At 73.7% G+C, this 24793-nt stretch carries 23 protein-coding genes; 14 read left to right on the top strand and 9 right to left on the bottom strand.

Annotated features, from left to right (window positions below):
- Nucleotides 1–15: 15 nt before the first annotated feature.
- From SKED_RS00845 to serS, 4 genes are all read right to left on the bottom strand, one after another.
- On the bottom strand, nt 16–1389 hold the full coding sequence (locus tag SKED_RS00845) for an ABC transporter substrate-binding protein (RefSeq protein WP_012865216.1): 1374 nt from the start codon (nt 1387–1389) through the stop codon (nt 16–18).
- 153 nt (nt 1390–1542) lie between these two features.
- Complete coding sequence (locus SKED_RS00840) at nt 1543–2610, bottom strand: LacI family DNA-binding transcriptional regulator (protein ID WP_012865215.1); 1068 nt, start codon at nt 2608–2610, stop codon at nt 1543–1545.
- Nucleotides 2607–3542, bottom strand: coding sequence for an HAD family hydrolase (locus SKED_RS00835; RefSeq protein WP_012865214.1), 936 nt, complete (start codon nt 3540–3542; stop codon nt 2607–2609). The genes SKED_RS00840 and SKED_RS00835 overlap by 4 nt, the downstream gene beginning before the upstream one ends.
- Complete coding sequence (gene serS / locus SKED_RS00830; protein WP_042437649.1) at nt 3539–4822, bottom strand: serine--tRNA ligase; 1284 nt, start codon at nt 4820–4822, stop codon at nt 3539–3541. Before serS ends, SKED_RS00835 begins: the two co-directional genes overlap by 4 nt.
- Before the next feature lie 208 nt (nt 4823–5030).
- On the opposite strand from serS, the gene SKED_RS00825 reads away from it, so the two are divergent.
- Nucleotides 5031–5384, top strand: a complete 354-nt coding sequence (locus SKED_RS00825; RefSeq protein WP_012865212.1) for a DUF2200 domain-containing protein — start codon at nt 5031–5033, stop codon at nt 5382–5384.
- A gap of 163 nt (nt 5385–5547) precedes the next feature.
- Here the strand turns inward: SKED_RS00825 and SKED_RS00820 are convergent, their stop codons facing one another.
- Entirely contained in the window at nt 5548–7083 is a 1536-nt protein-coding gene (locus SKED_RS00820) for a sensor histidine kinase (protein ID WP_143755607.1), read from the bottom strand.
- A gap of 8 nt (nt 7084–7091) precedes the next feature.
- Nucleotides 7092–7745, bottom strand: coding sequence for a response regulator transcription factor (locus SKED_RS00815; protein ID WP_012865210.1), 654 nt, complete (start codon nt 7743–7745; stop codon nt 7092–7094).
- Nucleotides 7746–7839: 94 nt separating this feature from the next.
- Here SKED_RS00815 and SKED_RS00810 point away from each other — a divergent pair, with 94 nt between their 5' ends.
- From SKED_RS00810 to SKED_RS00790, 5 genes are all read left to right on the top strand, one after another.
- A complete protein-coding gene (locus SKED_RS00810) occupies nt 7840–9078 on the top strand; it encodes a LolA family protein (RefSeq protein WP_042437647.1) in 1239 nt (412 codons plus the stop codon).
- A 74-nt stretch (nt 9079–9152) separates the two neighbouring features.
- Complete coding sequence (locus SKED_RS00805; RefSeq protein WP_012865208.1) at nt 9153–10142, top strand: ABC transporter ATP-binding protein; 990 nt, start codon at nt 9153–9155, stop codon at nt 10140–10142.
- Nucleotides 10129–11034 (top strand): ABC transporter permease, encoded by a 906-nt coding sequence (locus tag SKED_RS00800; RefSeq protein ID WP_012865207.1) that lies wholly within the window; start codon nt 10129–10131, stop codon nt 11032–11034. Before SKED_RS00805 ends, SKED_RS00800 begins: the two co-directional genes overlap by 14 nt.
- Before the next feature lie 82 nt (nt 11035–11116).
- Nucleotides 11117–12262 (top strand): diacylglycerol/lipid kinase family protein, encoded by a 1146-nt coding sequence (locus SKED_RS00795; RefSeq protein WP_012865206.1) that lies wholly within the window; start codon nt 11117–11119, stop codon nt 12260–12262.
- 83 nt (nt 12263–12345) lie between these two features.
- A complete protein-coding gene (locus SKED_RS00790) occupies nt 12346–14748 on the top strand; it encodes a hypothetical protein (RefSeq protein ID WP_012865205.1) in 2403 nt (800 codons plus the stop codon).
- A 15-nt stretch (nt 14749–14763) separates the two neighbouring features.
- Here SKED_RS00790 and SKED_RS00785 read toward each other — a convergent pair whose 3' ends face one another.
- The 3 genes from SKED_RS00785 to SKED_RS20205 all read right to left on the bottom strand — a co-directional run bounded on the left by SKED_RS00785 (nt 14764) and on the right by SKED_RS20205 (nt 17353).
- Nucleotides 14764–15621, bottom strand: a complete 858-nt coding sequence (locus tag SKED_RS00785) for a glycosyltransferase family 2 protein (RefSeq protein ID WP_012865204.1) — start codon at nt 15619–15621, stop codon at nt 14764–14766.
- Between the two features lie 55 nt (nt 15622–15676).
- Nucleotides 15677–16504, bottom strand: a complete 828-nt coding sequence (locus SKED_RS00780) for a DUF5926 family protein (protein WP_012865203.1) — start codon at nt 16502–16504, stop codon at nt 15677–15679.
- A gap of 78 nt (nt 16505–16582) precedes the next feature.
- On the bottom strand, nt 16583–17353 hold the full coding sequence (locus SKED_RS20205) for a sensor domain-containing protein (protein ID WP_012865202.1): 771 nt from the start codon (nt 17351–17353) through the stop codon (nt 16583–16585).
- Nucleotides 17354–17537: 184 nt separating this feature from the next.
- On the opposite strand from SKED_RS20205, the gene SKED_RS00765 reads away from it, so the two are divergent.
- From SKED_RS00765 to SKED_RS00730, 8 genes are read left to right on the top strand one after another with little or no spacing between them, the layout of a single operon-like run.
- On the top strand, nt 17538–17795 hold the full coding sequence (locus SKED_RS00765; RefSeq protein ID WP_217167926.1) for a hypothetical protein: 258 nt from the start codon (nt 17538–17540) through the stop codon (nt 17793–17795).
- On the top strand, nt 17792–18079 hold the full coding sequence (locus SKED_RS00760; protein ID WP_012865200.1) for a cation:proton antiporter: 288 nt from the start codon (nt 17792–17794) through the stop codon (nt 18077–18079). The genes SKED_RS00765 and SKED_RS00760 overlap by 4 nt, the downstream gene beginning before the upstream one ends.
- Nucleotides 18076–19080: a Na(+)/H(+) antiporter subunit B gene (locus SKED_RS00755; RefSeq protein WP_012865199.1), complete on the top strand. Its 1005-nt coding sequence runs from the start codon at nt 18076–18078 to the stop codon at nt 19078–19080. The genes SKED_RS00760 and SKED_RS00755 overlap by 4 nt, the downstream gene beginning before the upstream one ends.
- Nucleotides 19077–19358, top strand: a complete 282-nt coding sequence (locus tag SKED_RS00750) for an NADH-quinone oxidoreductase subunit K (RefSeq protein ID WP_012865198.1) — start codon at nt 19077–19079, stop codon at nt 19356–19358. Before SKED_RS00755 ends, SKED_RS00750 begins: the two co-directional genes overlap by 4 nt.
- Nucleotides 19351–20832: a complex I subunit 5 family protein gene (locus SKED_RS00745; protein ID WP_012865197.1), complete on the top strand. Its 1482-nt coding sequence runs from the start codon at nt 19351–19353 to the stop codon at nt 20830–20832. Before SKED_RS00750 ends, SKED_RS00745 begins: the two co-directional genes overlap by 8 nt.
- Nucleotides 20829–22346 carry a proton-conducting transporter transmembrane domain-containing protein gene (locus SKED_RS00740; protein WP_012865196.1) on the top strand — a complete coding sequence of 506 codons (1518 nt, stop codon included), beginning with the start codon at nt 20829–20831 and terminating at the stop codon, nt 22344–22346. The genes SKED_RS00745 and SKED_RS00740 overlap by 4 nt, the downstream gene beginning before the upstream one ends.
- Nucleotides 22343–24106, top strand: coding sequence for a complex I subunit 5 family protein (locus SKED_RS00735; RefSeq protein WP_012865195.1), 1764 nt, complete (start codon nt 22343–22345; stop codon nt 24104–24106). Before SKED_RS00740 ends, SKED_RS00735 begins: the two co-directional genes overlap by 4 nt.
- 23 nt (nt 24107–24129) lie before the next feature.
- Nucleotides 24130–24612: a Na+/H+ antiporter subunit E gene (locus SKED_RS00730; protein WP_012865194.1), complete on the top strand. Its 483-nt coding sequence runs from the start codon at nt 24130–24132 to the stop codon at nt 24610–24612.
- The last annotated feature ends 181 nt before the right edge of the window (nt 24613–24793 follow it).

Below are 24793 nucleotides of genomic sequence, written 5' to 3'. Positions count from 1 at the left end.
ACGTTCAGTGCTGCGTCAGCTGGTGGGCCACGCCGCGTCGATGTTGGAGAGCACCTGCTCGTCAGAGATGTCGGTGACGAACCAGTCGACCATCTGCTTCCAGAAGGCACCGGTGCCGACCTCGCCGGGCATCATGTCCGAGCCGTCGAAGCGGAACTCGTAGCTCTCGTCCGTGAGGAGGTCGTAGGAGAGCTGGTCGATCGGCGACTGCAGGAGCGAGCCGTCGAAGCCGGTGTTGGCGGAGAGCCAGCCCTGGCCGGTGACCTGGGCCTTGGCGTCAGCCCACTGCGGGCTGGACAGGTAGGCGTGGAAGGCCTGGACCTCGGGACGGTCGGCGAAGGCCGTCACGAACTCACCGCCGCCGAGCAGCGGCTTGTCGTCAGCGGTCTCGCCCGGGAGGTAGAAGGCGAAGACGTCGCCGTCCTCGGCGACCGTGAGCGACTCGTCCCAGTTGGCCTGGTAGAAGTTCGCGGCACGGTGCAGCGAGCAGGTGCCGTCGGGGATGCCGTTGCCGGCCTCGTTCCACGGAGCTGCCGCGATCGAGCGCACGTCGCCCAGTCCGCCGTTGACGTAGTCCGGGTTCTTGAGGATGTCGCCGACCGCACCGAGCGACTCGACGATGGCCGGGTCGTCGAAGGGGATCTCGTGGGTGACCCACTGGTCGTAGACGTCCGGTCCGGCGACGCGCAGGACCATGTCCTCGAGGAAGTCGGTCGCGGGCCAGCCGGTCGCGTCACCGGACTCGACACCGGCGCACCACGGGATCTTGCCCTCGTCGGCGATCTGCTGGGTGAGGGCCATGAGCTCGTCGAGCGTGGTCGGGACCTCGTAGCCGCTGTCCGCGAACTCCTGCGGGGAGTACCAGACGAAGGACTTCACGTTGGCGCCGAGCGGCGTCGCGTAGAGCGTGCCGTCGACGGAGCCGTAGTCGACCCAGGAGTCGGTGTAGAACTCCTCGGCGTTGTCGATGACGGCCTGCGGGGCCGGCACGACGGCGTCGGGGAAGTCCGCGACGAGCGACTTGAGGAACCCGGGCTGCGGGATGTAGGCGATGTCCGGTGCGTTGCCGGCCGTGATGCGGACGGGGAGCTGCGCCTCGAACTCGCGCGAGCCCTCGTAGGCGATCTCGACGCCGGTGCACTCGGTGAAGGGCTTGTAGGAGTCGATCTGCTCCTGCGACTCCGGGTCGACGATGGAGGTGTAGACCGAGACGGTCTTGCCCTCGAGGTCGCCGAACTCGTCGGTGTACTGCGTGTAGTCGGCGCAGTCGACGTCGGCCGTGGCCTCGTCGCTGCCCCCGCCGTCGCTGTCCGAGCAACCAGCCAGCACGAGCGCGACGCTCGCCCCAGCGGCGACAGCCGCGAACCCGCGGCGCTTCAGTGTTCTCATCGTTGCGCTTCCTCACATCGTCGTGACGGATGGTCCCCTCCGGGGGGAGCGCAGGACGCCGAGGTCGCTGCTGCGGGACCGCTCAGAAGCCATGCAAGCGCTTGCATGGGCTGAGCGCAACCGTGCAGAGGCCCAGTTCAGGTCACAGTTCTGTCACGTCTGCCGAGGTGGGGCGGTCGACGAGCGCACCACGAGGTGCGTCGGGTGCAGCACCTGCAACGCCCCGGAGACCTTCTCGGACCCCGGCACCGCCCACAGCGCGATGTCCGACAGCAGCAGCTGTGCCGCCTCGCCGCCCTGCCGGGCCGGGTCCTGGGCCACCGTCGTCAACCCGACGAGCTCACCGAGGTCGTGCCCGTCGATGCCGATCACCGAGAGCTCGCCGGGGACGTCGATCCCCCGCTCGCGCGCCGCGAGGATCGCGCCCATGGCCATCTCGTCGGAGGCCGCGAACAGCGCCGTGATCTCCGGGTGGGTCTCGAGGAGCCGGTGCGCGGCCTCGCGCCCGCCGTTGACGTCGAAGGCACCGTCGACGGCCCAGCCGGGCTCGGCGGCCACGCTCGCCTCCTCGAGGGCGACCCGCCACGCGGCGTGCCGCGCGACCGGGGGCGACCACGAGTGCTCGACCCCCGCGGGTCCGGTGATGTGACCGATCCTGCGGTGCCCGAGCCCCAGCAGGTGCTCGGTCGCGCACCGGCCCGCGGCGTCGTCGTCCAGGCGCACCGTGACGTGCTCGTGCCGCCCGGTGCCGACGAAGGCGAGGGGCAGGTCGAGCGCCTCGAGCGAGGCGACCTCCTCGCGGCTCAGCGGCATGCCCACCACGAGGACGCCGTCCACCCGGCGCCGCAGCACGCTCGGGTCCACCCGCGGGCGCGACTGGTCGCTCGAGAGGTCGAAGGTGTAGAGCAGGGCGTCGAAGCCGACCTCCCGCAGGGCGCGCTCCGCGCCGTCGATCGCGCGGGCGTAGAACCACCGGTCCACCCACGGCGTGAGCAGCCCGATGCTGCGCGTCCGGCCCGAGGCCAGGCTCGCGGCCGAGGGCGACGCGACGTACCCGAGGTCCCGCGCCACACCCTGGATCCGGTCCCGCGTGGCGGCCGACACGCTGCTGAGCCCCCGCAGCGCCCGCGACACCGTCGCGGTCGAGACTCCCGCTGCTCGTGCGACGTCGTCCATGCTCGCCGCAGCGCTGGGGCGAGGGACCGTCGGGAAGCTGGTCACGGCACGGACTGTCCCCGTCCTGGGTCGAGGATGCTGCGCAGCACCGGGACGGCACCGTCGTCGACGATCGACAGCGTGACCTCGTCGGCCGCGGCGATGACCTTGGCCTCGGCGTGCCCCATCGCGACGCCGCGACCGGCCCACCCGAGCATCTCGAGGTCGTTCTCGCCGTCGCCGATCGCCACGGTCCGCTCCGCCGGGACCGAGCAGAGCGCACGGAGCCGCTCGAGGGCGGAGGCCTTGGTGACCCCGCGCGGGGCCACGTCCATCCAACGCGTCGCGGAGATGAAGAACGACGTGGCCACCAGGCCGAGCTCTTCCACCCGTCGCTCGAGCTCGCGCGTCGGCGTCGACGCCTCGGAGACCACCACGCGGATCGCGTCGCGCCCGCCGAGGTCCTCGAGGGACACCACCTGGCTCGGGCCGTGGGTCCCGTGTGCCGGGAAGCCGTCGGTCACCCAGAAGCCGACCCCGACCTCCTCCATCGCGATGTGCGCCGAGGGCATGTGCTCGGCCATGACGGCGAGGGCGGCGCGCGGGTCGAACCGCACGACGTCCTCGACCACGTAGCCGTCCGGGAGGGTCGGGTCGAGGCGCGCGGTCACGGACCCGTTCGACGACACCACCCAGCCGGAGTCGATGCCGAGCTCCCGCGCGACGGGGAGCGCGCCGACCAGCGGGCGCCCGGTCGCGATGACCACCTCGTGGCCGGCCTCGCGCAGCGCGGTGATCGACTCGCGGACCTCGTCCGAGATGAACTCGTCGAAGGACATGAGGGTGCCGTCGACGTCGAGGGCCACGAGGCACGCGCCGTCGGCCGCACGTCCGGCGACCTCGGCGGCCGCACGGGCGGTGAGCGCCTCGGTGGCGGGGGACCCGGGCGAGAGCGTGGGCCCGCCGCCGGAGGGCGCACCACCGAGGTCGAGCGTCATGCCGAGACCGGCTCGAGGACCTCGAGGCCGCCCAGGTACGGGCGCAGGCCCTCAGGCACGCGGACCGAGCCGTCGGCCTGCTGGTGGTTCTCGAGGATCGCGACGATCCAGCGCGTGGTGCCGAGCGTCCCGTTGAGCGTCGCGACCGGACGGGTGTCGCCGGCCGCGGTGCGCTCCCGGATGCCCAGGCGACGCGCCTGGAAGGTGGTGCAGTTGGACGTCGAGGTGAGCTCGAGGAACCGGTTCTGGGTGGGCAGCCACGCCTCGCAGTCGAACTTGCGGGCGGCGCTCGAGCCGAGGTCACCGGCGGCCGTGTCGATCACGCGGTAGGGCAGCTCGGCCTTGGCGAGCATCTGCTCCTCCCAGGCGAGCAGGCGCTCGTGCTCGGCGTCGGCCTCCTCGACGGGGACGTAGCTGAACATCTCGACCTTGTGGAACTGGTGCACTCGGATGATCCCGCGGGTGTCCTTGCCGTACGAGCCGGCCTCGCGGCGGTAGCAGGCGCTCCACCCGGCGTAGCGCTGCGGCCCGTCGGACAGGTCGAGGATCTCGTTCGAGTGGTAGCCCGCGAGCGCGACCTCGCTCGTCCCGGTGAGGTAGAGGTCGTCTGCCTCGAGGCGGTAGATCTCGTCGGCGTGCGCGCCGAGGAACCCGGTGCCCGCCATGATCTCGGGCTTGACGAGGGTCGGGGTGATCATCGGCGTGAAGCCGGCCGCGTAGGCCTGGTCCATCGCGGCGTTGAGCAGCGCGAGCTCGAGGCGGGCCCCGATGCCGGTGAGGTAGTAGAAGCGCGAGCCCGAGACCTTGGCACCGCGCTCGGTGTCGATGGCCTTGAGGCGCTCGCCGAGGTCGAGGTGGTCGCGCGGCACGAAGTCGGCGCCGTACTCGGCCTGGAAGTCGCGGATCGTGCCCTCGGTGCGGAGCACGACGTAGTCGTCCTCGCCGCCGGCGGGCGCGCCCTCCACGATGTTGGCGATCTGCCGGCTGAGCTCGGTGAGGGTCGTGTCGGCGTCGTCGGCGTCGGCCTGCAGGGCCTTGACCTGCTCGGCGATGGTCTTGGTGCGGGCGAGCAGCGCCGCGCGCTCGTCGCCCTGAGCCTTGGCGACCTCCTTGCCGAGGGACTTCTGCTCGGCGCGCAGCTGCTCGAACTCCGTCAGCGCGCTGCGGCGCCGGGAGTCGGCGTCGAGCACCTGGTCGACGAGGGCCGGGTCGTCGCCTCGGGCGACCTGGCTTGCACGGACGAGGTCAGGGTTGTCGCGAACCACTCGCAGATCGATCACCCGGACAGCCTAGCGACCCCAGCCACCTCTCGCGTCCGCCGTACCTGGGGTGCCCCCCGCACCCGCCCACCCTCATGTCCGTGGCGCGTCGCCGTGGCCCTCCGCGGAGGGCGGTGCCGGCGCGTACCGGGCATGAGGACGTGGGTGAGGTGGGAGGATCGGCGGGTCGGGACACCGGGCGCGGCGCGCCCACCACGAGAGGGCGACGATGGCAGGCCACCGGATCTTCACCACGAGCTTCGCGAGCATCTACCCGCACTACGTGGCCAAGGCCGAGCGCAAGGGGCACACCCGCGCCGAGGTGCACCAGGTCATCACGTGGCTCACGGGGTACGACGACGCAGGCCTCGAGCGCGTGCTGGCCGACGAGACCGACCTGGAGACCTTCTTCGCACAGGCACCGGCCATGAACCCGGACGCCTCCCTCATCACCGGCGTGATCTGCGGTCTCCGCGTCGAGGAGGTCGAGGACCCCCTGATGCAGCAGATCCGCTGGATGGACAAGCTCGTCGACGAGGTCGCCCGCGGCAAGAAGATGACCTCCATCCTCCGCACCCCCTGACCCCGACTCCCGCCCCCTGACCCCTGACCTCACCCCTCTCCCACACCCCACCCGCACGCTCCTCTCATGCCCCGGGCGCGACCGCGGGGTGCTCCGGGGAGGGCTGCGGCGTCGCGCCCCGAGCATGACTGTGGGGTGGGCGGTGCGGGGTGGGTCTTGGTGATCAGAGCGGGGGTGCGGGCGGGAGGGTGAGGGTGGCTCGGGTTCCTCGGGGCTCGGCTGCGGTGAGGCAGACGTCGCCGCCGAGGTCGCGGGCTACCTCGCGGGCGATCGAGAGGCCGAGACCTGAGCCGCCGGCGTCGCGCTGGCGGCCGTCCTCGAGGCGGGTGAACCGCTCGAAGACCCGCTCACGGTCCGCCGCCGCGATGCCCGGCCCGTCGTCCTCGACCACCACGCGCCCGTCGCGCACCTCGACCAGGACCCGTGAGGCACTGTGCCGCAGGGCGTTGTCGACGAGGTTGCGGACCACCCGGCCGGCCGCGGTCCGGTCCGTGGCCGCCGTGCCCGCGCCGCGGACCTCGACCCGGGGCAGCCCGGTCCCCGCAGGCCGGGACGCGGCCGACGCCTGGGCCGCGACGACGCTCCCGGCGACGACGTCCTCGGCGAGGTCGCGCAGGTCGACGGTCTCCCGCGCCGTGGTCGTCGCGCCGAGCCGCGCGAGCACGAGGAGGTCGTCGACCAGCCGGTCGAGCCGCTGCACCTCGCCCCCTAGGTCGGCGGCGAGCTCGGCCGAGGTGTACGCGTCCGGGTGCTGCTGGGCGATGTCGACGCTGACCCGCAGGGCGGCGACGGGTGACCTCAGCTCGTGCGCGGCGTCGGCCACGAAGGCGCGCTGGCGCTCGGCGGATGCCTCGAGCCGGTCGAGCATGGCGTTGAGGGTGCGGGCGAGGTCGCCGAGCTCCGCACCCGCGGCAGGGACCGGGAGCGAGCCGGGCCCGCCGCGCGCCGTGACGGCCTCGGCACCCCGCCGCAGCTCCTCGACGGGCCGCAGCGCACGGCCGAGCAGCGCCCAGACGAGGGCTCCGAGCGTGAGGGACAGCAACGGCACGACGGCCCCGAGGGAGACGCGCAGCGCAGACACCACGCCCTCGACCTCGCGCAGCGGCAGCACGCTCACGGCCCAGGCCTGCCGCCCCTGCCACTCGACGGGCACGACGGCGGTGCGCACCAGCCCGCCGGCGTACGCGGATCGGTCCGTGGTGAGGACCACGGGCTCGACCTCTCCTGGGCTGCCCGGGTCGCCGGCGGCGGCACCGTCCTCACCACGACCCGCGACCTCCCTCTCGGCCTCGGCCTCGGCGAGCACCGAGGCGGGGACGACGGCGAGCGTCCGGCTGCCGCTCGCGGACGTGGCGAGCACGAGCCCGTCGGCGTCGAGGAGCTGGGCGACCTCCCCCGGCTCGGTGGCCGGGAGGACGTCGGGCAGCTGGTCGCTCTCCGCCAGGCGGGCGACGGTCGTCGCGCTCCCCCGCAGCACCTCGTCGAGCGCGGCGACGCGACCGTCCGAGACCACCATGGACAGCACCGTCGCACCGAGCGCGAGCGCGACCGCGAACAGCCCGGCGGCCACGAGCGTCAGACGCAGCCGCAACGACCACCGGGACCACAGGCGCGGCCTGGCGCCCTCCCGGCGCTCCCGCACCTCTGTGCTCGACGGCTGCGACGGCTGACCCGTCCGGTGCCTCTCCGTCCGGCTCATCCGCCTGCTCACCCGTCCACGCGGTACCCGGCGCCGCGGACCGTCGCGACGACGTCACGCCCGAGCTTGCGGCGCAGGTACCCGACGTACACCTCGACGACGTTGAGGTCCTCGCCGTCCCCGTCCCACACGTGGTCGCGCAGCTCGACCTTGCCGACCACCTGCCCGGGGCGTCGCAGCAGGTACTCGAGGAGCGCGAACTCCCGGGCGGTGGTCGCCACCGGCTCCCCACGGAGCGTCACGACGTGGCTCGCGGGGTCGAGGGCCACGTCCCCGACGGTGAGCACCACCGGGCGGGGCACGGCTCCGCGCCGCAGCAGCGCCCGCAGGCGTGCCACGAGCACCACGAAGGCGAAGGGCTTGGTGAGGTAGTCGTCGGCGCCGACGTCGAGCCCGTCGGCGACGTCGTGGTCGCCGTCCTTGGCGCTGAGCAGCAGGACGGGGGTCCACACCTCCTCGGCGCGCAGCGTCTGCAGGACGTCGTAGCCGGAGAGCCCGGGCAGCATGATGTCGAGGACGATCGCGTCGTACGCGCCGTCGCGGGCCAGGTCGAGCCCGGTCCGGCCGTCGTGCGCGACGTCGACGGCGAAGCCCTCGGCCCCCAACCCGCGCCGCAGCGCGCGGGTCATCACCACCTCGTCGTCGACCACCAGGATGCGCATGCGCCCAGCATGGCAGCCAGCCCACGGGCACGCCGTGCGCGGCCGGTCCCTGTCTCTCAGTGTCCTCACAGCAGCACCACGGCACAGTGGTCTCATGGCAACTCGACGAGCACTCTCGAACCGCGCCCGGTGGGGCGTCCCCGTGGTGACGGCGGCCGTGGTGGCCGGCGCGTTCACCCTCCCCTCGGCGCTCGCGTCGACCGACACCCCTGACCTCGCCGACATCACGGCGTCCGAGCTCGCCGAGAAGGTCGCGTCGGCCACGCCGGTGCCCGTCTCCGGGACCGTGGTCATGACCACGCGCCTCGGACTGCCGGACCTCAACCTCGCGCAGGTGCAGGGCGCCGGACCGCTCGACCTCCTCGGCGGCAGCTCGACCGTCCGCGTGTGGAGCGACGGCGACGGCAAGGCCCGGTCGTCCCTCCTCGGCGACCTGTCGGAGTACACCGTCGTCACCGACGGCGGGTCCGCCTGGACCTACTCGAGCAGCGACGACGAGGCCGTCCACTACGCGGTGGCCCCCGAGGACCAGGCGGCCCTCGACGAGCTCAAGGCCTCTGCCGAAGAGCTCGACCCGGCAGTCGTGGGCGACCTGCCCACCCCGCAGGCCGTGGCCGAGCAGGCCCTCGCCTACGCCGACGAGACCTCCGAGGTGACCGTCCTCCCCGCGACCCAGGTCGCCGGCCGCGACGCCTACCAGCTCGAGCTGAGCCCCGACTCCGACGCGACCCTCGTGGACCGCGTGCTCGTCGCGGTCGACGCCGAGACCTCTGTCCCGCTGCGCGCCCAGGTGTGGAGCACCCAGGATCCGGTCACCCCGGCCGTCGAGATCGCCTTCACCGACATCTCCTACGACACCGTCGACCCGACGGTCTTCGACTTCACGCCGCCTCCCGGGGCGACCACCCGTGACGTCGTGGTCCCGCTGCCCGAGACCACCACGCTCCCCGAGCCCGGATCCACCACGAAGCCCGAGGGCGCTCCCGGCACCCGCGTGATCGGCACCGGCTGGGAGTCCGTGGTCGAGCTCACCGACGTCGACCTCCAGGCGCTGATCTCCGGCGGTGCCGCCGAGGAAGACCTCCGCACCGGGCTCGAGGGCACCTTCGGCTCCGAGAGCACCGACCAGCTGATGACCGACCTGCTGGGCGACTCGAGCGACCGCGCCGACATGACGACGCTCGACCCGCAGGCGCTGCTCGACCAGCTGACGACCGACGTCCCCGAGGGCCAGCTCATCACGTCCTCGCTGCTCACGGTCCTGCTGACCGACGACGGCCGCGTCTACGCCGGCGCCGTCCCGGCCGAGACCCTCCAGGCCCTGGCCCGGTGACCGTCCCCTCCACCGGCGAGACGGCGACGCCGGCACCGACGACCTCCCCTGAGGCGTCGGTGCCGGCGTCTGCCGTGCCCAGCCGGACCGCCGGGCCCGGCCTCGCGCGCGCCGCCAGCACCTCGACCGACGCCGCGATCCGCACGCACGGCCTCACCAAGCGCTTCCGCTCGGGCCAGGTGGCCGTGGACGGGATCGACATCGAGGTCCCGCGCGGGGCGGTCTACGGGTTCCTCGGGCCCAACGGCTCCGGGAAGACCACGACCATCCGCATGCTCCTCGGGCTGGTCGGCCCGACCGACGGCTACGCCGAGCTCCTCGGCGAGCGCATGCCGGACGCGAGCGCCTCGGTGCTGCCCCGCGTCGGGGCCCTGGTCGAGGGCCCTGCCTTCCACCCGTACCTCAGCGGCCGCGCCAACCTCGAGCGCCTCGACGCGGCCGACGGCACCACCCGCCGGTCGACGCGCGCTGCACGGATCGACGCGTCTCTCGCGCGTCTGGGTCTGGGCGCCGCGGCCTCCAAGCCCTACCGCCAGTACTCGTTGGGCATGAAGCAGCGGCTCGGCCTCGCGGCCGCCCTGCTGCGCCCCCGCGACCTGCTGATCCTCGACGAGCCGACCAACGGCCTCGACCCGCAGGGCACCCGCGAGGTCCGGCACCTCGTCCGCGAGCTCGCCGACGCCGGCACCACGGTCCTGGTCTCGTCGCACCTGCTCACCGAGATCGAGCAGGTGTGCACGCACATCGGCATCATGAGCAAGGGCCACCTGGTGCTCCAGGGGCCGCGCGAGACCGTGACCGAGGCGCACGAGACCGTCGTCGTGGTCACCACCTCGCCGGACCACCGCGGCTCGGCGGTCGAGGTGCTCACCGGTCTGGGGCTCACCGCCCCCGAGGTCGCCGGCACCACCGTCACCGCGGCGCTCGGCGACGTCCCGCCCGAGCGGGTCTCGGTCGCGCTCGTGCACGCCGGCGTCGACCTCCTGGGCCTCGAGGTCCACCGCCCCAGCCTCGAGAGCGTCTTCGTGCGCCTCACCGGAGAGGGATTCGATGTCGCCCGCTGACACGCTCACGACAGACCGCCCCTCCCCCGCTGCCGGGAGGGAAGACGACGACGCGTCGACCGCCCAGCGCCGCGGCGCGACCGGACGGCTGCTGCGCAGCGAGCTGCGGCTCGTCTTCGGGCGCAAGCGCAACCTCGTGCTGCTCGCCGGGCTCGCGCTCATCCCCGTCATCATCGGCGTGGTCGTCCTCATCACCCAGGACACCGCGGTCGCCGGGCAGGGACCGCCGTTCCTGCAGAAGATCACCAGCAACGGCCTGTTCCTGGTGCTCACCTCGATCTTCAGCTGCCTGCCCCTGCTGCTGCCGCTGACCGTCGCGATCGTCTCGGGCGACGCGATCGCCGGCGAGGCCCAGGCCGGGACGCTCCGGTACCTGCTGGTCACCCCGGTGCCGCGGACCCGCATGCTGCTCGTCAAGGCGGCCGGCGGCCTCGCCTTCGCCGCTGCCGCCGTCCTGACCATCGCGGTCGTCGGGCTCGTGGTCGGCGGGGTCTTCTTCGGCTTCGGCGAGGTCACCCTGCTCTCGGGCGACCAGGTCTCGACGGCCGACGGCATGCTGCGGACCCTCGGGATCACCGCCTACGTGATCCTCTCGCTCACCGGGCTGGTGGCCGTCGGGCTCTTCTTCTCGACCCTGACCGAGGTGCCCGTGGCCGCCATGGCCGCCACCATCGTCGTCCCGGTCGTCAGCACGGTGCTCGGCGCCCTCCCCCAGCTGTCTGCGATCCACGGCGGGCTGCTGACCTTCCACTGGTTCGACTTCGGCGAGTTCATGCGGCTCGACGTCGACTACTCGACCCTCGGGCAGGGCCTGGCGGTGCAGGCCGCGTGGGTCGCGATCTTCGGCACGCTCGCCTGGAGCCGCTTCACGACGGCCGACGTCACGTCCTGAGGTCGGCGCTCTGCGGGCTCGCGTGGCGAGGACCACCCCGCCCCGCAGCGCCGAGACACCCGTCAGGGCCTAGTTTGGTCCCATGACACTCGAAGCGTGGCTGCTGATCGCAGCGATCGTCGTCTCCCTGACGGCCATCACCCTCGCGGTCCTCGTCCTCCGGTCGCAGCGCACGCTCGGGAGCGCCGTCGCGGCCCCGCAGGCGCCTGCCGCCGAGCCGACCGAGGACGACGCACCACGCGGCCCCCAGCTGGCCTTCGTGGCGAACCCCTCGAAGAACGGCGCGGAGCAGCTCAAGGCCGCGCTCATGTCGCGCTGCACCGCCGAGGGGCTCCCCGACCCGATGTGGCTCGAGACCACCGTCGAGGACCCGGGTCTCGGCCAGACGCGCGAGGCTCTCGCGAAGGGCGCTGACGTCGTGGTCGCCGTCGGCGGCGACGGCACCGTCCGTGCGGTCGCGCAGGGCATGGCCGACTCCGGCAAGCCCATGGCGCTGCTCCCCCTCGGCACGGGCAACCTGCTCGCGCGCAACCTCGACATCTCCGTGACGGACCGCGACGACGCCTTCGATATCGTGCTGCACGGCATCGACCGCAAGATCGACGTCGGCTGGCTGCGTGTCGACGAGCCCGCCGCGCCCCGCGACAAGGACCGCGAGGGCAACGGCCCCGCCGACACCGGCACGCACATCTTCCTGGTCATCGCCGGCCTCGGCTTCGACGCCGCGATGGTGGCCGACGCCGACGACACCCTCAAGTCGAAGGTCGGGTGGATCGCGTACTTCGTGGCCGGCGTGAAGCACCTGCACGGCCGCCGGACCGAGATGACCATCACCCTCGACGACCGCCCGCCGATCACCACGCGCCTGCGCAGCCTCATGGTCGGGAACTGCGGCCGCCTGCCCGGCGGCATCACGCTGATCCCCGACGCGATCATCGACGACGGGATCCACGACATCGCGGCGATCGACACGCGCGGTGGCCTGATGGGCTGGGTCCAGCTGTTCGGCGAGGTCGTCATGCAGGGCTTCGGCGTCTCCAACGACCTGCCCAACAAGATCGGCCGCATCGACCACACCCGCGCCAAGGACGTGCACCTCGAGGTCCCCGAGGGCGAGCAGGTCCAGGTCGACGGCGATGTCCTGGGCCGTGCCCGGGCGGTCACCACCTGGGTCGACCCGAGCGCCCTCGTGGTGCGCGCCCCCGCGCCGCGCCTCAGCCCGCGGTAGGGGCCCACCCAGCAGAGCGGCGACTCGTCACCTCTGCACACCGCCCTCACGCCACGCTCCAGGTCACCACCTACGCTGGACCGGTGCCCCACACCACCGAGAGCCTGCGCGCCGCGTCCCCGGTCCGGACGGTGACCGTCGCGTCGGTCGTCGCCCTGCTCGCGGGGCTCCTGGTGTCCCTGGTGCCCGGGGCGGCGCACGCCTCGACCACCTCGGGCACCGACGACCACCGTGTGGTGGTCGTCGGGACCGGCGGCGTCACCTGGGACGACGTCACGCCCGAGAGCACGCCGGGACTCTGGCGTGCCGCCGAGGCCGGCGGCGTCGGGAACCTCGTGGTGCGCAGCGTGCACGAGACCACCTGCCCGGCCGACGGCTGGCTCGCGCTGTCCTCGGGCAAGCGTGCGGCCGACTACCGCGGCGAGGGCTCCGAACCCTGCCGGGTGCTCACCAACCCGTCCGAGGACGAGCCGACCGTCGTCCCCGGGTGGCCCGAGTACCGCAGCGCCGTCTCGGCGCAGTCCTACTCCGCCGTCCTCGGCGGCCTCGGCGACGCCGCGGTGGCCGCCGACCTGCCGACCACGGCGATCGGCCCGGGCGCCATGATCGCCCTCGCGACCTCGGACGGCACCGTCGCGGGCGACGCGGTGCCGCTCCCGCCCGGGACCGTGCCCGTCCAGCCCGCCGGGTCGCTGCGCACCGACGTCGCAGCCGCCCTCGAGACGTCACGTCTCGTGGTCGTCGACGCCGGGTCCGTCCGCGACGTCGACACCGGGTCCCGTACCGACCTCGGCGCCGTCGCCGACGTCTCGGGGACGGCCGAGAGCACCGACCTCAGCACCGCCGCGCAGCACGCGGCCGACGTGGCCACCGTCGACGGGCACGTCGCCGACGTGCTCGACGCCGTGCTCGCCGACGACCCCGACCTGGAGCGGACCACCGTGGTGGTGGCATCGCTCGCCGACCCCGGGCTCACCTCCCGGATGGGTGTCCTCGCGGTCCTCGACGGCGAGGACGCACCCGGCACGCTCACCTCCCGCTCGACCCGTCAGCCCGGGTACGTGCAGACCACCGACCTGCTGCCGACGATCGCCGAGCCGCTCGGCCTGGACGCCGCGCTGCCGCGCGCCTCGCTCATCGGGACCGCACCCACGACCGACGGATCAGGCGACCCCGCCGCAGACCGTACCGGGGCGCTCGTCGACGCCGAGGACCACGCGCGCGACGCCGAGCCGCTCGTCGCCCCGTTCTACGTGGTCTACCTCGCGCTCAACCTCGTCCTCTTCAGCGCGGTCGCGCTCACCTTCAGCCGTCGCGTCGGCACGGTCGCGGTCCGGTCCCACCCGTCAGCCGCGTCCCGTCGGGGCCCGCTCGCTGCCCTCGACGCCCTCGTCGCCCGGTCCCCGGCGCGCACGCTGACCGGTCTGCGCCTCGCGGGCGTCGCGGTCGCGTCGGTGCCGGTCGCGACGGTCCTGGCGAACCTCCTGCCGTGGTGGCGCGCAGGTGTCCCGGGCCTCGCCCTCGCCGGCCTCGTCGTCGCGTGGGTCGCCCTCGTGACCGCTGCAGCCGTCGCCGGTCCGTGGCGTCGTCCGGTGCTCGGCCCGGCGGCGGTGGTCTCGGCGGTGACCGCGGCGGTCCTGGCGGTCGACGTGGCCACCGGGGCCAGGCTCCAGGTGTCGGGGGTCATGGGGATCCAGCCGATGCTGGCGGGTCGGTTCTACGGCTTCAGCAACATCGCCTTCGCCGTGTTCGCGACCGCGACCCTCGTCCTCGCCGCCGCGGTCGCCGACTCCCTCGTGCGGCGCGGACGGCGCCGGTGGGCGGTCGTCTCGGTCGTGCTGGTCGGTACGGTCGCGGTGGTCGTCAACGGCTCGCCGAGCGTCGGCGCCGACTTCGGCGGGCCGCCCGCCACCGTGCCCGCCTTCTGCCTCCTGGCACTGCTCACCGCCGGGGTCCGCGTCACCTGGCGCAAGGTGCTGGCCGTCCTGGCCGCCGCAGCCGCAGTGGTCGCGGTGTTCGCGGTCGTCGACTGGCTCCGGCCGGCAGCCCAGCGCACGCACCTCGGGGCCTTCGTCGACGACGCGCTCGACGGCGAGCTGTGGGGGATCCTGCTCCGCAAGCTCGGTGCGAACCTCGAGACCCTCGTCAACCCCCTGACGGTGGTCGCGGTCGTGGGGATCGGGCTGCTCGTGGTGGTCGTCGGACGCCCGATCCTCGACGCCGCACGCTCGAGCAGCCCGGGCACCTACGGGTGGCTGACCCACGGGGTGCCGATGCGCCAGGTCACCGTGGCGGCGCCCCTGCTGGTCCCTGCGGTCGTGTCGGTCGCGGTCGCGATGGTCATCGGCACCCTCGTCAACGACTCGGGGATCGTCATCCTGGCGGTCGGCCTGTCGTCGCTCGCCCCGCTCGTCACGGCGAGCTCCACCACGTGGATGCTCGGCCTCGAGCGCGAGCGCGACGAGCGGGCGCCCCAGACAGCCTGACGAGGGGTCTGCTGCTCAGCGCTCTCGACGGCTGCCGACGCCGCGGACGGCGTCGCCGACGGCTCGCACCTTGCGCGCGTTGACCGCGAGCAGCACGTCCCGGTACTGCGACGCCCGGTGCAGCTGGCCGCGCAGGTCCGTGCCCGACGGGCGGTGGCGGAGGTCGCAGGGCACCTCGACGGCGACGTAGCCGAGCCGTACGAGGTCGATGGTCAGGCCGGTCTCGACGCCCCAGCCGCGGGCGAGGGGCGTCGCGGCCTCGAAGGCCTCGCGGGTCAGGCAGCGCATGCCCGACAGCGGCTGGACCGGGGTCCACCCGGTCATCGACGCGATGGCGCGGCGGGCCGCACCGACGACGATGCCGCGGCCGCCCGCCCCCGGCTGCGGCGGCAGGAGGGCGATGGCCATGTCGGCCTCTCCCTCCCGGACGGGTGCGACGAGCGGCGCCGTGTTGACGGCGGACTCCGCGAGGTCACCGTCGATGAACAGGAGGAGGCGTGCCGGGCGACCGGGCGCGTCGCGCATCGCGACGATCGCCGCACCGGTCTCCATCGCCGCGGCCTTGCCGCGGTTGTGCGAGTGGCGCACGACGACGGCCCCGGCGTCGCGGGCGACGTCCTGGGTCCCGTCCTCGCTGCCGTCGTCGACCACGAGGACCAGGTCGACGTGCGGGATGGCCCGGGCGGCGCGGACCGTCGCCGCGATCCGCCGGACCTCGTCCTTGGCCGGGATGATCACGGCCACGCGCTGGCGTGCCCGCTCGCGCGGCGTGAGATGGTGCACGGCCGAGCGCGCCCGGCGGACCGGCGCCGCGGTGCCGCCCTCGGGGGCACCGTCCGTCGCACGGCCGTCGTCCGGTCCTGACTCACCCATCACGTCGCCAACCCTAGTCTTCCGAGCCTGCCCTGACCTCCCCGCGCACCAGTCGTCAGCGCAGGGTGACCTGCCGCGACACGATCCCGGCGCGGGCACGACGCGCGTTCGCGTCGAGCGGGGTGGTGCTCTTCAGCTCTGCCTCGAAGGTCGGCCAGAACTCGGCCGCCGCAGCCTCGATGTCCTCGGCCTCTGATCCCTTCGGCAGCTCCCACACGGGGATGACGATTCCGGAGGAACGGAACGCGCCGAGGAACTTGGTGCCGCCGAACCCCGACTCGCGGCGGGCGTGCAGACGGGCCACCGCGTCGATGACGGTGTCCTCGTCGTAGGCCATGGCCCAGCGCAGGTACTCGCGGGCGCCCATGCGGCACCAGTAGCCGTGCTCGACGGAGCCCAGCTTCACGGTCTCGATGATGGTCTCGTTGGCCTCGGCGAGGGACTCGCGCACGTCGGCGGTGATCTCGGCGGACGGGTCGAGCCAGTAGTCGAAGCCCTCGTGGACCGTCACCTCGAAGGGCGCGGTCGGGTCGAGGATGTCCTGCAGGCGCGGGCCCGGGCCGGGGAGCACCGTGCTGGTGAGCGAGGTGCCGGGCTCGAGCGCGATGGTGTCGAGGATGGTCTGCGCGAGGTCGCGGCTCGCGTCGCCCGACCCGGCGTGGGTCTGGAGCGCGACGAGGATCGCGCCGTCCGCACGGTGCAGCGAGGGCCACGCCCCCGGCAGGACGGTGGTGAAGGTGATGTCGCGCGCGCCGTGCTCCGCGGTGGTCCGCGCGGTCGCCGTGGCGGCCGGGACGACCTCTCGCATCGCGACGAGGTCAGCCTCGCCGACGAGGCCCTCGAAGGGACGCAGCACGAATTCCGGGGACGTGTTCTTTGCCATGGGACGAGCCTACCGGCACCGTCCCATGGCAGGGACCCGACCTCGCGCCCGACGGGTAGAGATCGTGCGAGAGGGTCGTCAGCAGCCTGCGGAGTCGAAGTCGCAGAGCAGGTCCCACGCGGCGCCGAGCTCGCCGACCACGCGCTCGCGCGACGCCCCGACGCTGCTCTCGCCACCCTCGGAGGACACGAGCGTGACCGCGTTGCCCCGGCGGGTCACCGCGGTGACGTAGCCGAGGGTGCCCTCGTCGCCGTTCGCCTCGAGGACGCCGTAGTAGTCGACCACCAGTGCCACGCCCTGCGCACCGACGTCGACGGGCTCGGTGACGAGCCTCGACTGCCCGTCGTCCCCCGGCCCGGCGCAGGCCTCGAGGGCCGCCGTGACGCGGTCTGCCTCTGCGACGGCGGCGTCCGCGTCGGCGAACACGGCCACCTGGTGGTGCCCGACCGGCACCTCGAAGGTGCCGTCACCCTGGGAGACCGACTGCATCACGAGCGCGGTCTCGGGACCGCCGACGCCGCAGGAGACCGGGAAGACCCAGTCCACGAGCCCCTCGAACTCCGTGCGCGGCCCCTCTTCGGGGAACAGCTCGGCCTGGGGCAGCAGGACCGTGGCGGGGAGGGCGGTGACCGGGCCGTCGGGCTCTGTCGGGTCCTCTGTCGGCTCGGCGCTCTCGCTCGGCTCCTCGGAGGGTTCCTGCGTCGGCTCGGCGCTCTCGGTCGCCGACGGGCTCGCCGTCGGCTCGGCGCTCTGCGACGTCGCCTCGGGGTCCGGCGAGCTGCTGTCGGAGCACCCGGCGAGGACGAGCGCGGCGGCGACGGCGATGACTGCGGTCCGTGAGGTTCTCATCACAGAAGACTCCCAGAGAAGCCCTCTCGACGCGCGAGACGCGCCAAGATCTTGCAGGATCGTGACCCTCACCGTGCGCAGGCCGAGGACCCCGGACGACGAGGCACCACGCAGCCGCCCGCAGATGTGAGGATTGTCCGACTGATATCCTGTCTGACCGTTTGTCATGAAGAGAGGGGTGGCCGTGCACGTCTTCCTCCTGGTCGCAGCCGCCGTGCTCGCCCTCAACATCGTCGCGTCCTCCGTCCGGATCCTCCGGGGCCCGACCACCCGGGACCGCACCACCGCGATGCTCCTGCTCTCGACCACCGGCGCTGCCGTCCTCGTGCTGCTCGCCGAGGTCGCCTCGAGCCCTGCGCTGCGCGACACCGCTCTCGCGCTCGTGGCCCTCTCGGCCGTGATCGTCGCCGCGCGGATCAGCGCCGAGCGGGCACCGCGATGATCCTCGACGTGCTGACCGTGGTCCTCGTGACGGCCGGCTGTCTCTTCGTCACCGCCGGGACCGTCGGTCTGCTGCGCTTCGGCGACCTGCTGCAGCGCCTGCACGCCCTCACCAAGGCGGACAACCTGGGCCTCGGGCTCATCGTGCTCGGCCTCGTGCTGCAGACCTCGAACCCCGCCGTCGCCGTCAAGCTCGTGCTGCTGTGGGTCCTCGCGCTCCTCGCCGCCGCGACCAACAGCGCGCTCCTCGCCCGCGACGCCGAGCTCACGGGAGAGCACCGGTGAGCTGGGAGACCGCCCTCGACGTCCTGCTCGCGACGAGCGTGCTGGGTGTCGCCGTCGCGACCCTCTTCGCCCCGAGGCGCACCTCCTCGGTCATGCTCTTCCTCGTGCTGGGCCTGCTGCTCGTCCTCGTGTGGACGCGGCTCGGTGCCCCCGACGTGGCCCTCGCCGAGGCGGCGATCGCGTCGGGCGTCACCGGGGCGCTCCTCGTCTCGGCGCTCACCCGCCGCTCGGCCGCCGGGTCTGCCGAGGCGCCCCGCGGCGGCTGGCGCTCGGCCGCCGCCGAGCTCGCCGTCGCGGGTACCGGCGGGGTGCTGCTGGGCGGCGTCCTCGTGGGCGCCGCACGCGACGGGCTGCGCCCGGACCGGCTCGGCGACCTCGCGCTCGACGTCGACGGGGTGGTCGACCAACCGGTCACCACCGTGCTCCTCGACCTGCGCGCCCTCGACACGCTCCTCGAGGTCGCCGTCCTCGCCGCGGCCGTGCTCGCCGCTCTCGCCGTCCACCGCGAAGGAGAGTCCTCGATCGGGATCCGGTCCGACACGCGTCCCGTGCTCGTGAGCTTCGTGCGTCTCACCACCCCCGTGGTGCTGCTGCTGACCGGGTGGTTCCTCGTCGCCGGCTCGTCCCGCCCGGGGGGCGCCTTCCAGGCCGGCGCGGTGCTCGCGGGCGCGGCCCTGCTGCTGCTCCTCACCGGACGCAAGGACCTCGTCCCCACCGGGCGGTGGCTGCGACCGGCCGTCGTGCTGGGGCTCGCGGTGTTCCTCGCCGCCGCGGTGCTCACGCGCCTGGTCGAGGGTGGCTGGCTCGACCTGCCCGCGTCGTGGGGCGTCACCGTCGTCCTGGTCGTCGAGACCGCTCTCGTGGTGAGCATCGCCGCCGGCCTCACCGTCCTCGTGGTGCTCTCTCGACCCCGCTACGTCGACGCGGCCGCGTCCACCGAGAGCCTCGGGGGCACCGAGCCCGCCGACGCACCCGCGCGACAGACGGAGGAGCTCACGTGACCGGGCCGGAGCTGTTCCTCGCCCTCGGTGCCGTCGTCACGCTGCTCGGCGCCGTCCGGCTGCTCACCACCCCCGACAGCATGCGCCGGGTCGTGGCGCTCAACGTCACCGGCGCGGGCACCCTGCTGATCCTCGTCGCCCTCTCCGCGACGGGCCCCGGTGAGCCCGACCCCGTCCTCCAGGCGCTCGCCCTCACCGGCATCGTCATCACCATCTCGGTCACCGGGCTCGCCCTGGTGCTCGTCCGACGCATCGAGGACGGAGACGACGATGACTGACCTCCCCGTCCTGCTCGTCCTGCTGCCGCTGGTCGGTGCCGTGGTGACCGCGCTCGCGCCCGCCCGGCGGACCGTGGCGATCACGGTCGCCGTCGCCCAGCTGGGCCTCGCGGTCACGGCTGCGGTCACCGTCCTGCGCGACGGCCCTGTCGAGACCGCCCCGGGCGGCTGGGACCCGCCGCTCGGCATCGCGCTCCGGCTCGACGGGCTCGCCGCCGGCGTCGGGCTGCTCGTCGGGGTGGTCGTGCTCGCCGTCTTCGTGCACGCGGCCATCACCCCGTCGGCGGCCGGGAGCCGCTCGTACTGGCCGCTCGCCCTCGTCACCGTCGCGGGCCTGCAGGCCGTCCTCGTCGCGGCGGACCTCTTCACCGTCTACGTCGCGCTCGAGCTCATGACCGTCGGCGCGGTCGCCCTCGTGGCGCTCGGTGGCCAGAAGGCGCTGGCCCCCGCGCTGCGCTACCTGCTCGTCGCCGTGCTCGGGTCCTTCGCGTTCCTCGTCGCGGTCGCGCTCGTCTACGGCCAGACCGGGGTCCTGACCCTCGACATCGCCGCCGCCGACCTGCCGCAGGGTGCGGCCCTCGCGACGACCCTCGCCCTGGTGACCGTCGGGCTCGGCATCAAGACCGCGCTCTTCCCCCTGCACGCGTGGCTGCCCGGCGCCCACGCCGCTGCCCCGACCGCCGTCAGCCCTCTGCTCTCCGCCCTCGTCGTCAAGGGGGCCTTCGTGGTCCTGCTGCGCGTCTGGGCGGCGCTCGGCGGCGACGCCGGCCTCGCGACGGTGGTCGGGGTGCTCGCGACCGCGGCTGTCGTGTGGGGCGGGGTCGCGGCGCTGCGCCAGACGCAGCTCAAGCGCCTCGTCGCCTACTCGACCGTGGCGCAGGTCGGCTACTTCTTCCTCCTGATCCCCCTCGCCACCGCTGGCCTCGCCGCCGGTGCCTCCGCGGCCGAGGTGGAGGTCGCGCGTCTCGCCTGGCAGGGCGCGATCCTCATGCTGCTGTCGCACGGCCTCGCCAAGGCCGCGATGTTCCTCACCGCCGGGACCCTGTCGGCAGCGGCCGGCAGCGGTGACGTCGACGGGCTGCGCGGCGTCGCCGCGAAGGCCCCCACCACCGTCCTCACCTTCGCAGTAGCGGGGGTGTGCCTGGCCGGCCTGCCCCCGTCCCTCGCCTTCGTCGGCAAGTGGCAGCTCATGGACGCCGCCCTGACCACCGGGGCGTGGTGGGTCGTCGTGACCCTCCTCGTCGGCGGGCTGCTCACCGCGGCCGCGACGGCGCGGGTCGTCATGGTCGCGATGCGACCCGCCGACGAGGAGGAGGCGGTGGAGGCGGACGCGACCGCCGCGACCCCGGGTCGGCCGGTCGGAGCGTGGGAGACCTGGCCGGCGATCTCCCTGACGATCGTCGCCGTCGCGACCGGCGTCGGGTCGGCCTGGCTGGCCGAGCTCGTGACCGTGGGGTCGGTGGTGGCCTCGTGATCCCCGCAGCCCTCGCCCCCTGGGTCCCCGTCGTCATCCTGCTGACCTCGCTCGTCCCCGCGCTCGCGATCTTCGCCCTGCCCGAGCGCACGGAGCGCACCCGGACCGTCCTCAACCTCTCGGGCGCCGTCGCGAAGGTCGCCCTCGTGGCGGTCCTCGTCCCGCCGGTGCTCGCCGGGAACCGGTACGAGTGGCGAGTGCCGTTCCTGCCCTCGGTCGACCTCGTGCTGCGGGTCGAGCCGTTCTCGCTGTTCTTCCTCGGGCTGTCGGCCTTCCTGTGGCTGCTGACGACCGTCTACGCGATCGGGTACCTCAAGAAGGGCGGCCAGCACCGGTCGCGCTTCTTCGCGTTCTTCTCGCTGTGCGTGGTGGCGTCGTCCGGCATCGCGCTGTCCGGCAACCTCGTGACCTTCGTGATCTTCTACGAGCTGCTGACCCTGGCCACGTACCCGCTGGTGATCCACGAGCAGACCAAGGCCGCGCTGCGGGGCGGTCGGGTCTACCTCACGTACACGCTCACCGGTGGTGCCGCGCTGCTGCTCGGCGCGGTGTGGCTGACGTCGCTCGTGGGGCCGGTCGAGTTCGCCGACCGCGGCAACCCCGCGGTCGCGCAGCTCGCCGCCGACGACCCGGGCGCGGCCCGGGCGGTGTTCGTGCTGATCCTCGCCGGGCTCGCGGTCAAGGCGGCGCTCGTCCCGCTGCACGGGTGGCTGCCGCGCTCGATGGTGGCCCCGGCCCCGGTCAGCGCGCTCCTGCACGCGGTGGCGGTCGTCAAGGCCGGGGTGTTCGGCATCGTGCTGCTCGTCGACCTCGTGTACGGCGCCGAGGTGGCCGAGGGGCTGGGCCTGCTGACGCCGCTCATGGTGCTCGCCTGCGTGACCATCCTGTGGGGCTCGGTCCGGGCGCTGCGCCAGGACGGCCTCAAGGCGCGGCTCGCGTACTCGACCGTCAGCCAGGTCGCCTACGTGACGCTCGGGATCTCGATGGTCAACGCCGCCGGGATGACCGGCGGCCTGGTGCACATCGTCCACCAGGGCCTCATGAAGATCACGCTGTTCTTCTGCGCCGGGCTGATCGCCCACACGCTGGGCCTCACCAAGGTGTCCCAGCTGTCCGGGATCGGGCGCCGCATGCCGCTGACCTGCGCGGCGTTCACGGTCGGCGCGCTCGGCATGGTCGGCATCCCGCCCGTCGCCGGGTACATGTCCAAGTGGTACCTCGGCCTCGGGGCCGTCGAGGCCGACGCCCCGTGGGTGGTCGTGGTGCTGGTCGCCTCGAGCCTGCTCAACGCCGCGTACTTCCTGCCCGTGGTCGCCCGCATGTGGTGGGGCACCCCGGACCCGGCGCTCGAGCTGGAGCACCGCGTCAAGGTCGGCGCCGAGGCCCCCTGGGCGATGCTCGGCCCCACGATCATCACGGCGGTCTGCTCGGTGGGCGTCACGGTCTTCGCGGGGCTGCAGTACTCCCCGCTGTCCGTGGCCCGCCTCATCGTCGAAGAAAGCTGGCTGCCATGACGTGGCTCTGGATCGTCTCGGTGCTGACCCCGCTCGCCACGGCGCTCGCCCTCCTGCTGCTCGCGGCCGACCCGGTGCGCGGCGAGGCCGCCCGGCTGCGGCTGGTGCGCTTCGCGCCGGCCGCGCTGGTCCCCGTGCTCGTCCTCACCGTGCTGGGCCCGTCGTCGGTCGGGGCGCTCGACGTCCCGTGGGCGTTCTTCGGGACGACCGCGTCTCTCGACAGCGTCGGGCGCCCGCTGCTCCTCGTCGCGACCGTCCTGTACGCCGCCGCGCTCTCCGCGACGAGCGCGCGCGGCACGGACCGTCCGGCGGTGATGAGCGCGCTGCTGCTCGTGTGCTTCGTGGGCAACGCGACGGTGTTCGTCGCCGCCGACGCCGCGACCTTCTACCTGGGCTACGCCGTGATGAGCGTCTGCGCCTATGCGCTCGTCGTCCACAGCGGCACGGCGCCCGCGCGCCGTGCCGGGCGCGTGTACCTCGCCCTGACCATGGTGAGCGAGATGGCCGTGCTGGTGGCCGTCCTGCTCGTCGTCGACGCGGGCGGCAGCAGGCTCGTGGACGCCCCGGCCGCCGTCGCCGCCTCGCCGCACACCTCCGCCATCGTCGCCCTGCTGATCCTCGGCTTCGGCATCAAGTGCGGGCTCTTCCCGCTCCACGAGTGGCTGCCCCTCGCGCACCCCGCCGCGCCGCCACCCGGCAGCGCGGTGCTCAGCGGCGCGATGATCAAGGCGGGGCTCGTCGGCTGGCTGCGGTTCCTGCCCCTCGGCGAGGTCGCCCTGCCGGTGTGGAGCAGCATCCTCGTCGTGCTCGCGCTGGTCAGCGCCTTCGCGGCGCTCGTGCCCGGGGCGCTCACCCGCGACCCCAAGGTGGCCCTGGCCTACAGCTCGATCTCCCAGATGGGGTTCCTCGGGGTACTCGTCGGGGTGGCCCTCGGTGCCCCCGAGCTCGCCGACGCCTGCGCGCTGGCCGCTGTCCTCTACGCGGTGCACCACGGCATGGCCAAGGGCGGTCTGTTCCTGTCCGTCACGGTCTGGCGCCTGCACGGCAGCGGGCCGTGGCGCGGCTTCGTGCTGGCCGGGATGGCGCTGCTCGCGCTCGCCGTGGCAGGAGCACCGCTCGGCAGCGGCGCCGTCGCCAAGTACGCCGGGAAGAGCGCGGTCGCCTCCGCCGAGCCCGGGCTGGTCGACGTGACCACGGTGCTGCCCCTCGTCGGGACCGTGTCGACGCTGCTGCTCGTCCGGGCCGCCTTCTGCCTGCTCCGCAGCACCGAGCCCGAGCCGCGGGGCGTCGACCAGGCCCTCGTGTCGTGGACCGTCCTGGTCCTCGGGGGGACCGTCGCCACCTGGTACCTCGCCGGCATCTGGTCGCCGGTGGTCAGCGTGCCGCAGCTGGACGCCGTGACGGTGTGGGACGCCACCTGGCCGATCCTCCTGGGGCTGGCGGTCGCCGGCGCCGTCTGGGCGGTGGCCCGCGCCGGGCGCCTGCCCCGCCAGGTGTCTGACGAGCTGGTCCCCGCGGGCGACCTCATCGTGCCGGTCGAGCGCCTCGTCGGTGCGACCGTGCGCGCCGCGGACCGCGGTGCCACCCGCGTCGGCACGTGGCGCGACGCCGTCCAGACGAGGACGGTGGCCGCCGCGAAGCGCGTCCCGGTGTCCGTGCTCGACCGCGCCGAGGACCGCCTCACCGGGTGGGTGCCGTCCGGGGTCGCGGTGCTCGTGGTCGCGTCCGTGGTCGGCGTCGTCCTGGCGGCGACCCGATGAGCACGACGAGAGGAGGTCAGGCGATGAGGATCGTCCGCGCAGCCCTCGGGCGCGCCCTGCTGCTCGCCGTGCTCTGGTGGGCGCTCACCGAGGGCGACAGCTCCACCTGGACGTACGGCGCCGTGATCGTGCCGCTGGTCACCGCGTCGACGTTCTTCCTGCTGCCCCTGCGCACGACGCCGCTGCGCGTGGTGCCCCGCGCCCTGCCTGCGGTGCGGCTCACCGGGTGGTTCCTCTGGCGCTCCGTGCTCGGCGGCGTCGACGTCGCCGTGCGGTCGCTGCGGCGCCCGGTCGACACCGACCCCGTGATCGTCGAGCACCGGCTCGTGCTGCCCACCAGCGGTTCCCGCGTGCTCTGCGCCAACCTCAGCAGCCTCATGCCCGGCGCCCTGTCCGTCGACCTCCACGACGACGTCCTCGTGATGCACGTCCTGCACCGCGAGATGCCAGCCACCGACCAGCTCGACGAGCTCCAGCGCCGGATCCTGGCAGTCCTCGAGGCGTAGCCTGCCGCCGAGGTCGCACGTGCACCGCCGAGGTCGCACCCCTGCCACCCAGGTCGCACAGACACGCCAGACCAGCTCCTCGGCGAGCACGAGCTGGCGTGTCCGTGCGACCTCGCGGCTGGCGGTGCGACCTGGGCGGGGACGGGGTCGGTGCTGGGACCTGGATCCTGCTGCCGGAGGG

This window comes from Sanguibacter keddieii DSM 10542 (genome assembly GCF_000024925.1).
GTDB lineage: Bacteria > Actinomycetota > Actinomycetes > Actinomycetales > Cellulomonadaceae > Sanguibacter > Sanguibacter keddieii.
Note: the sequence above shows the minus strand (reverse complement) of the source record. Positions and strands in the feature narration are given on the sequence as shown.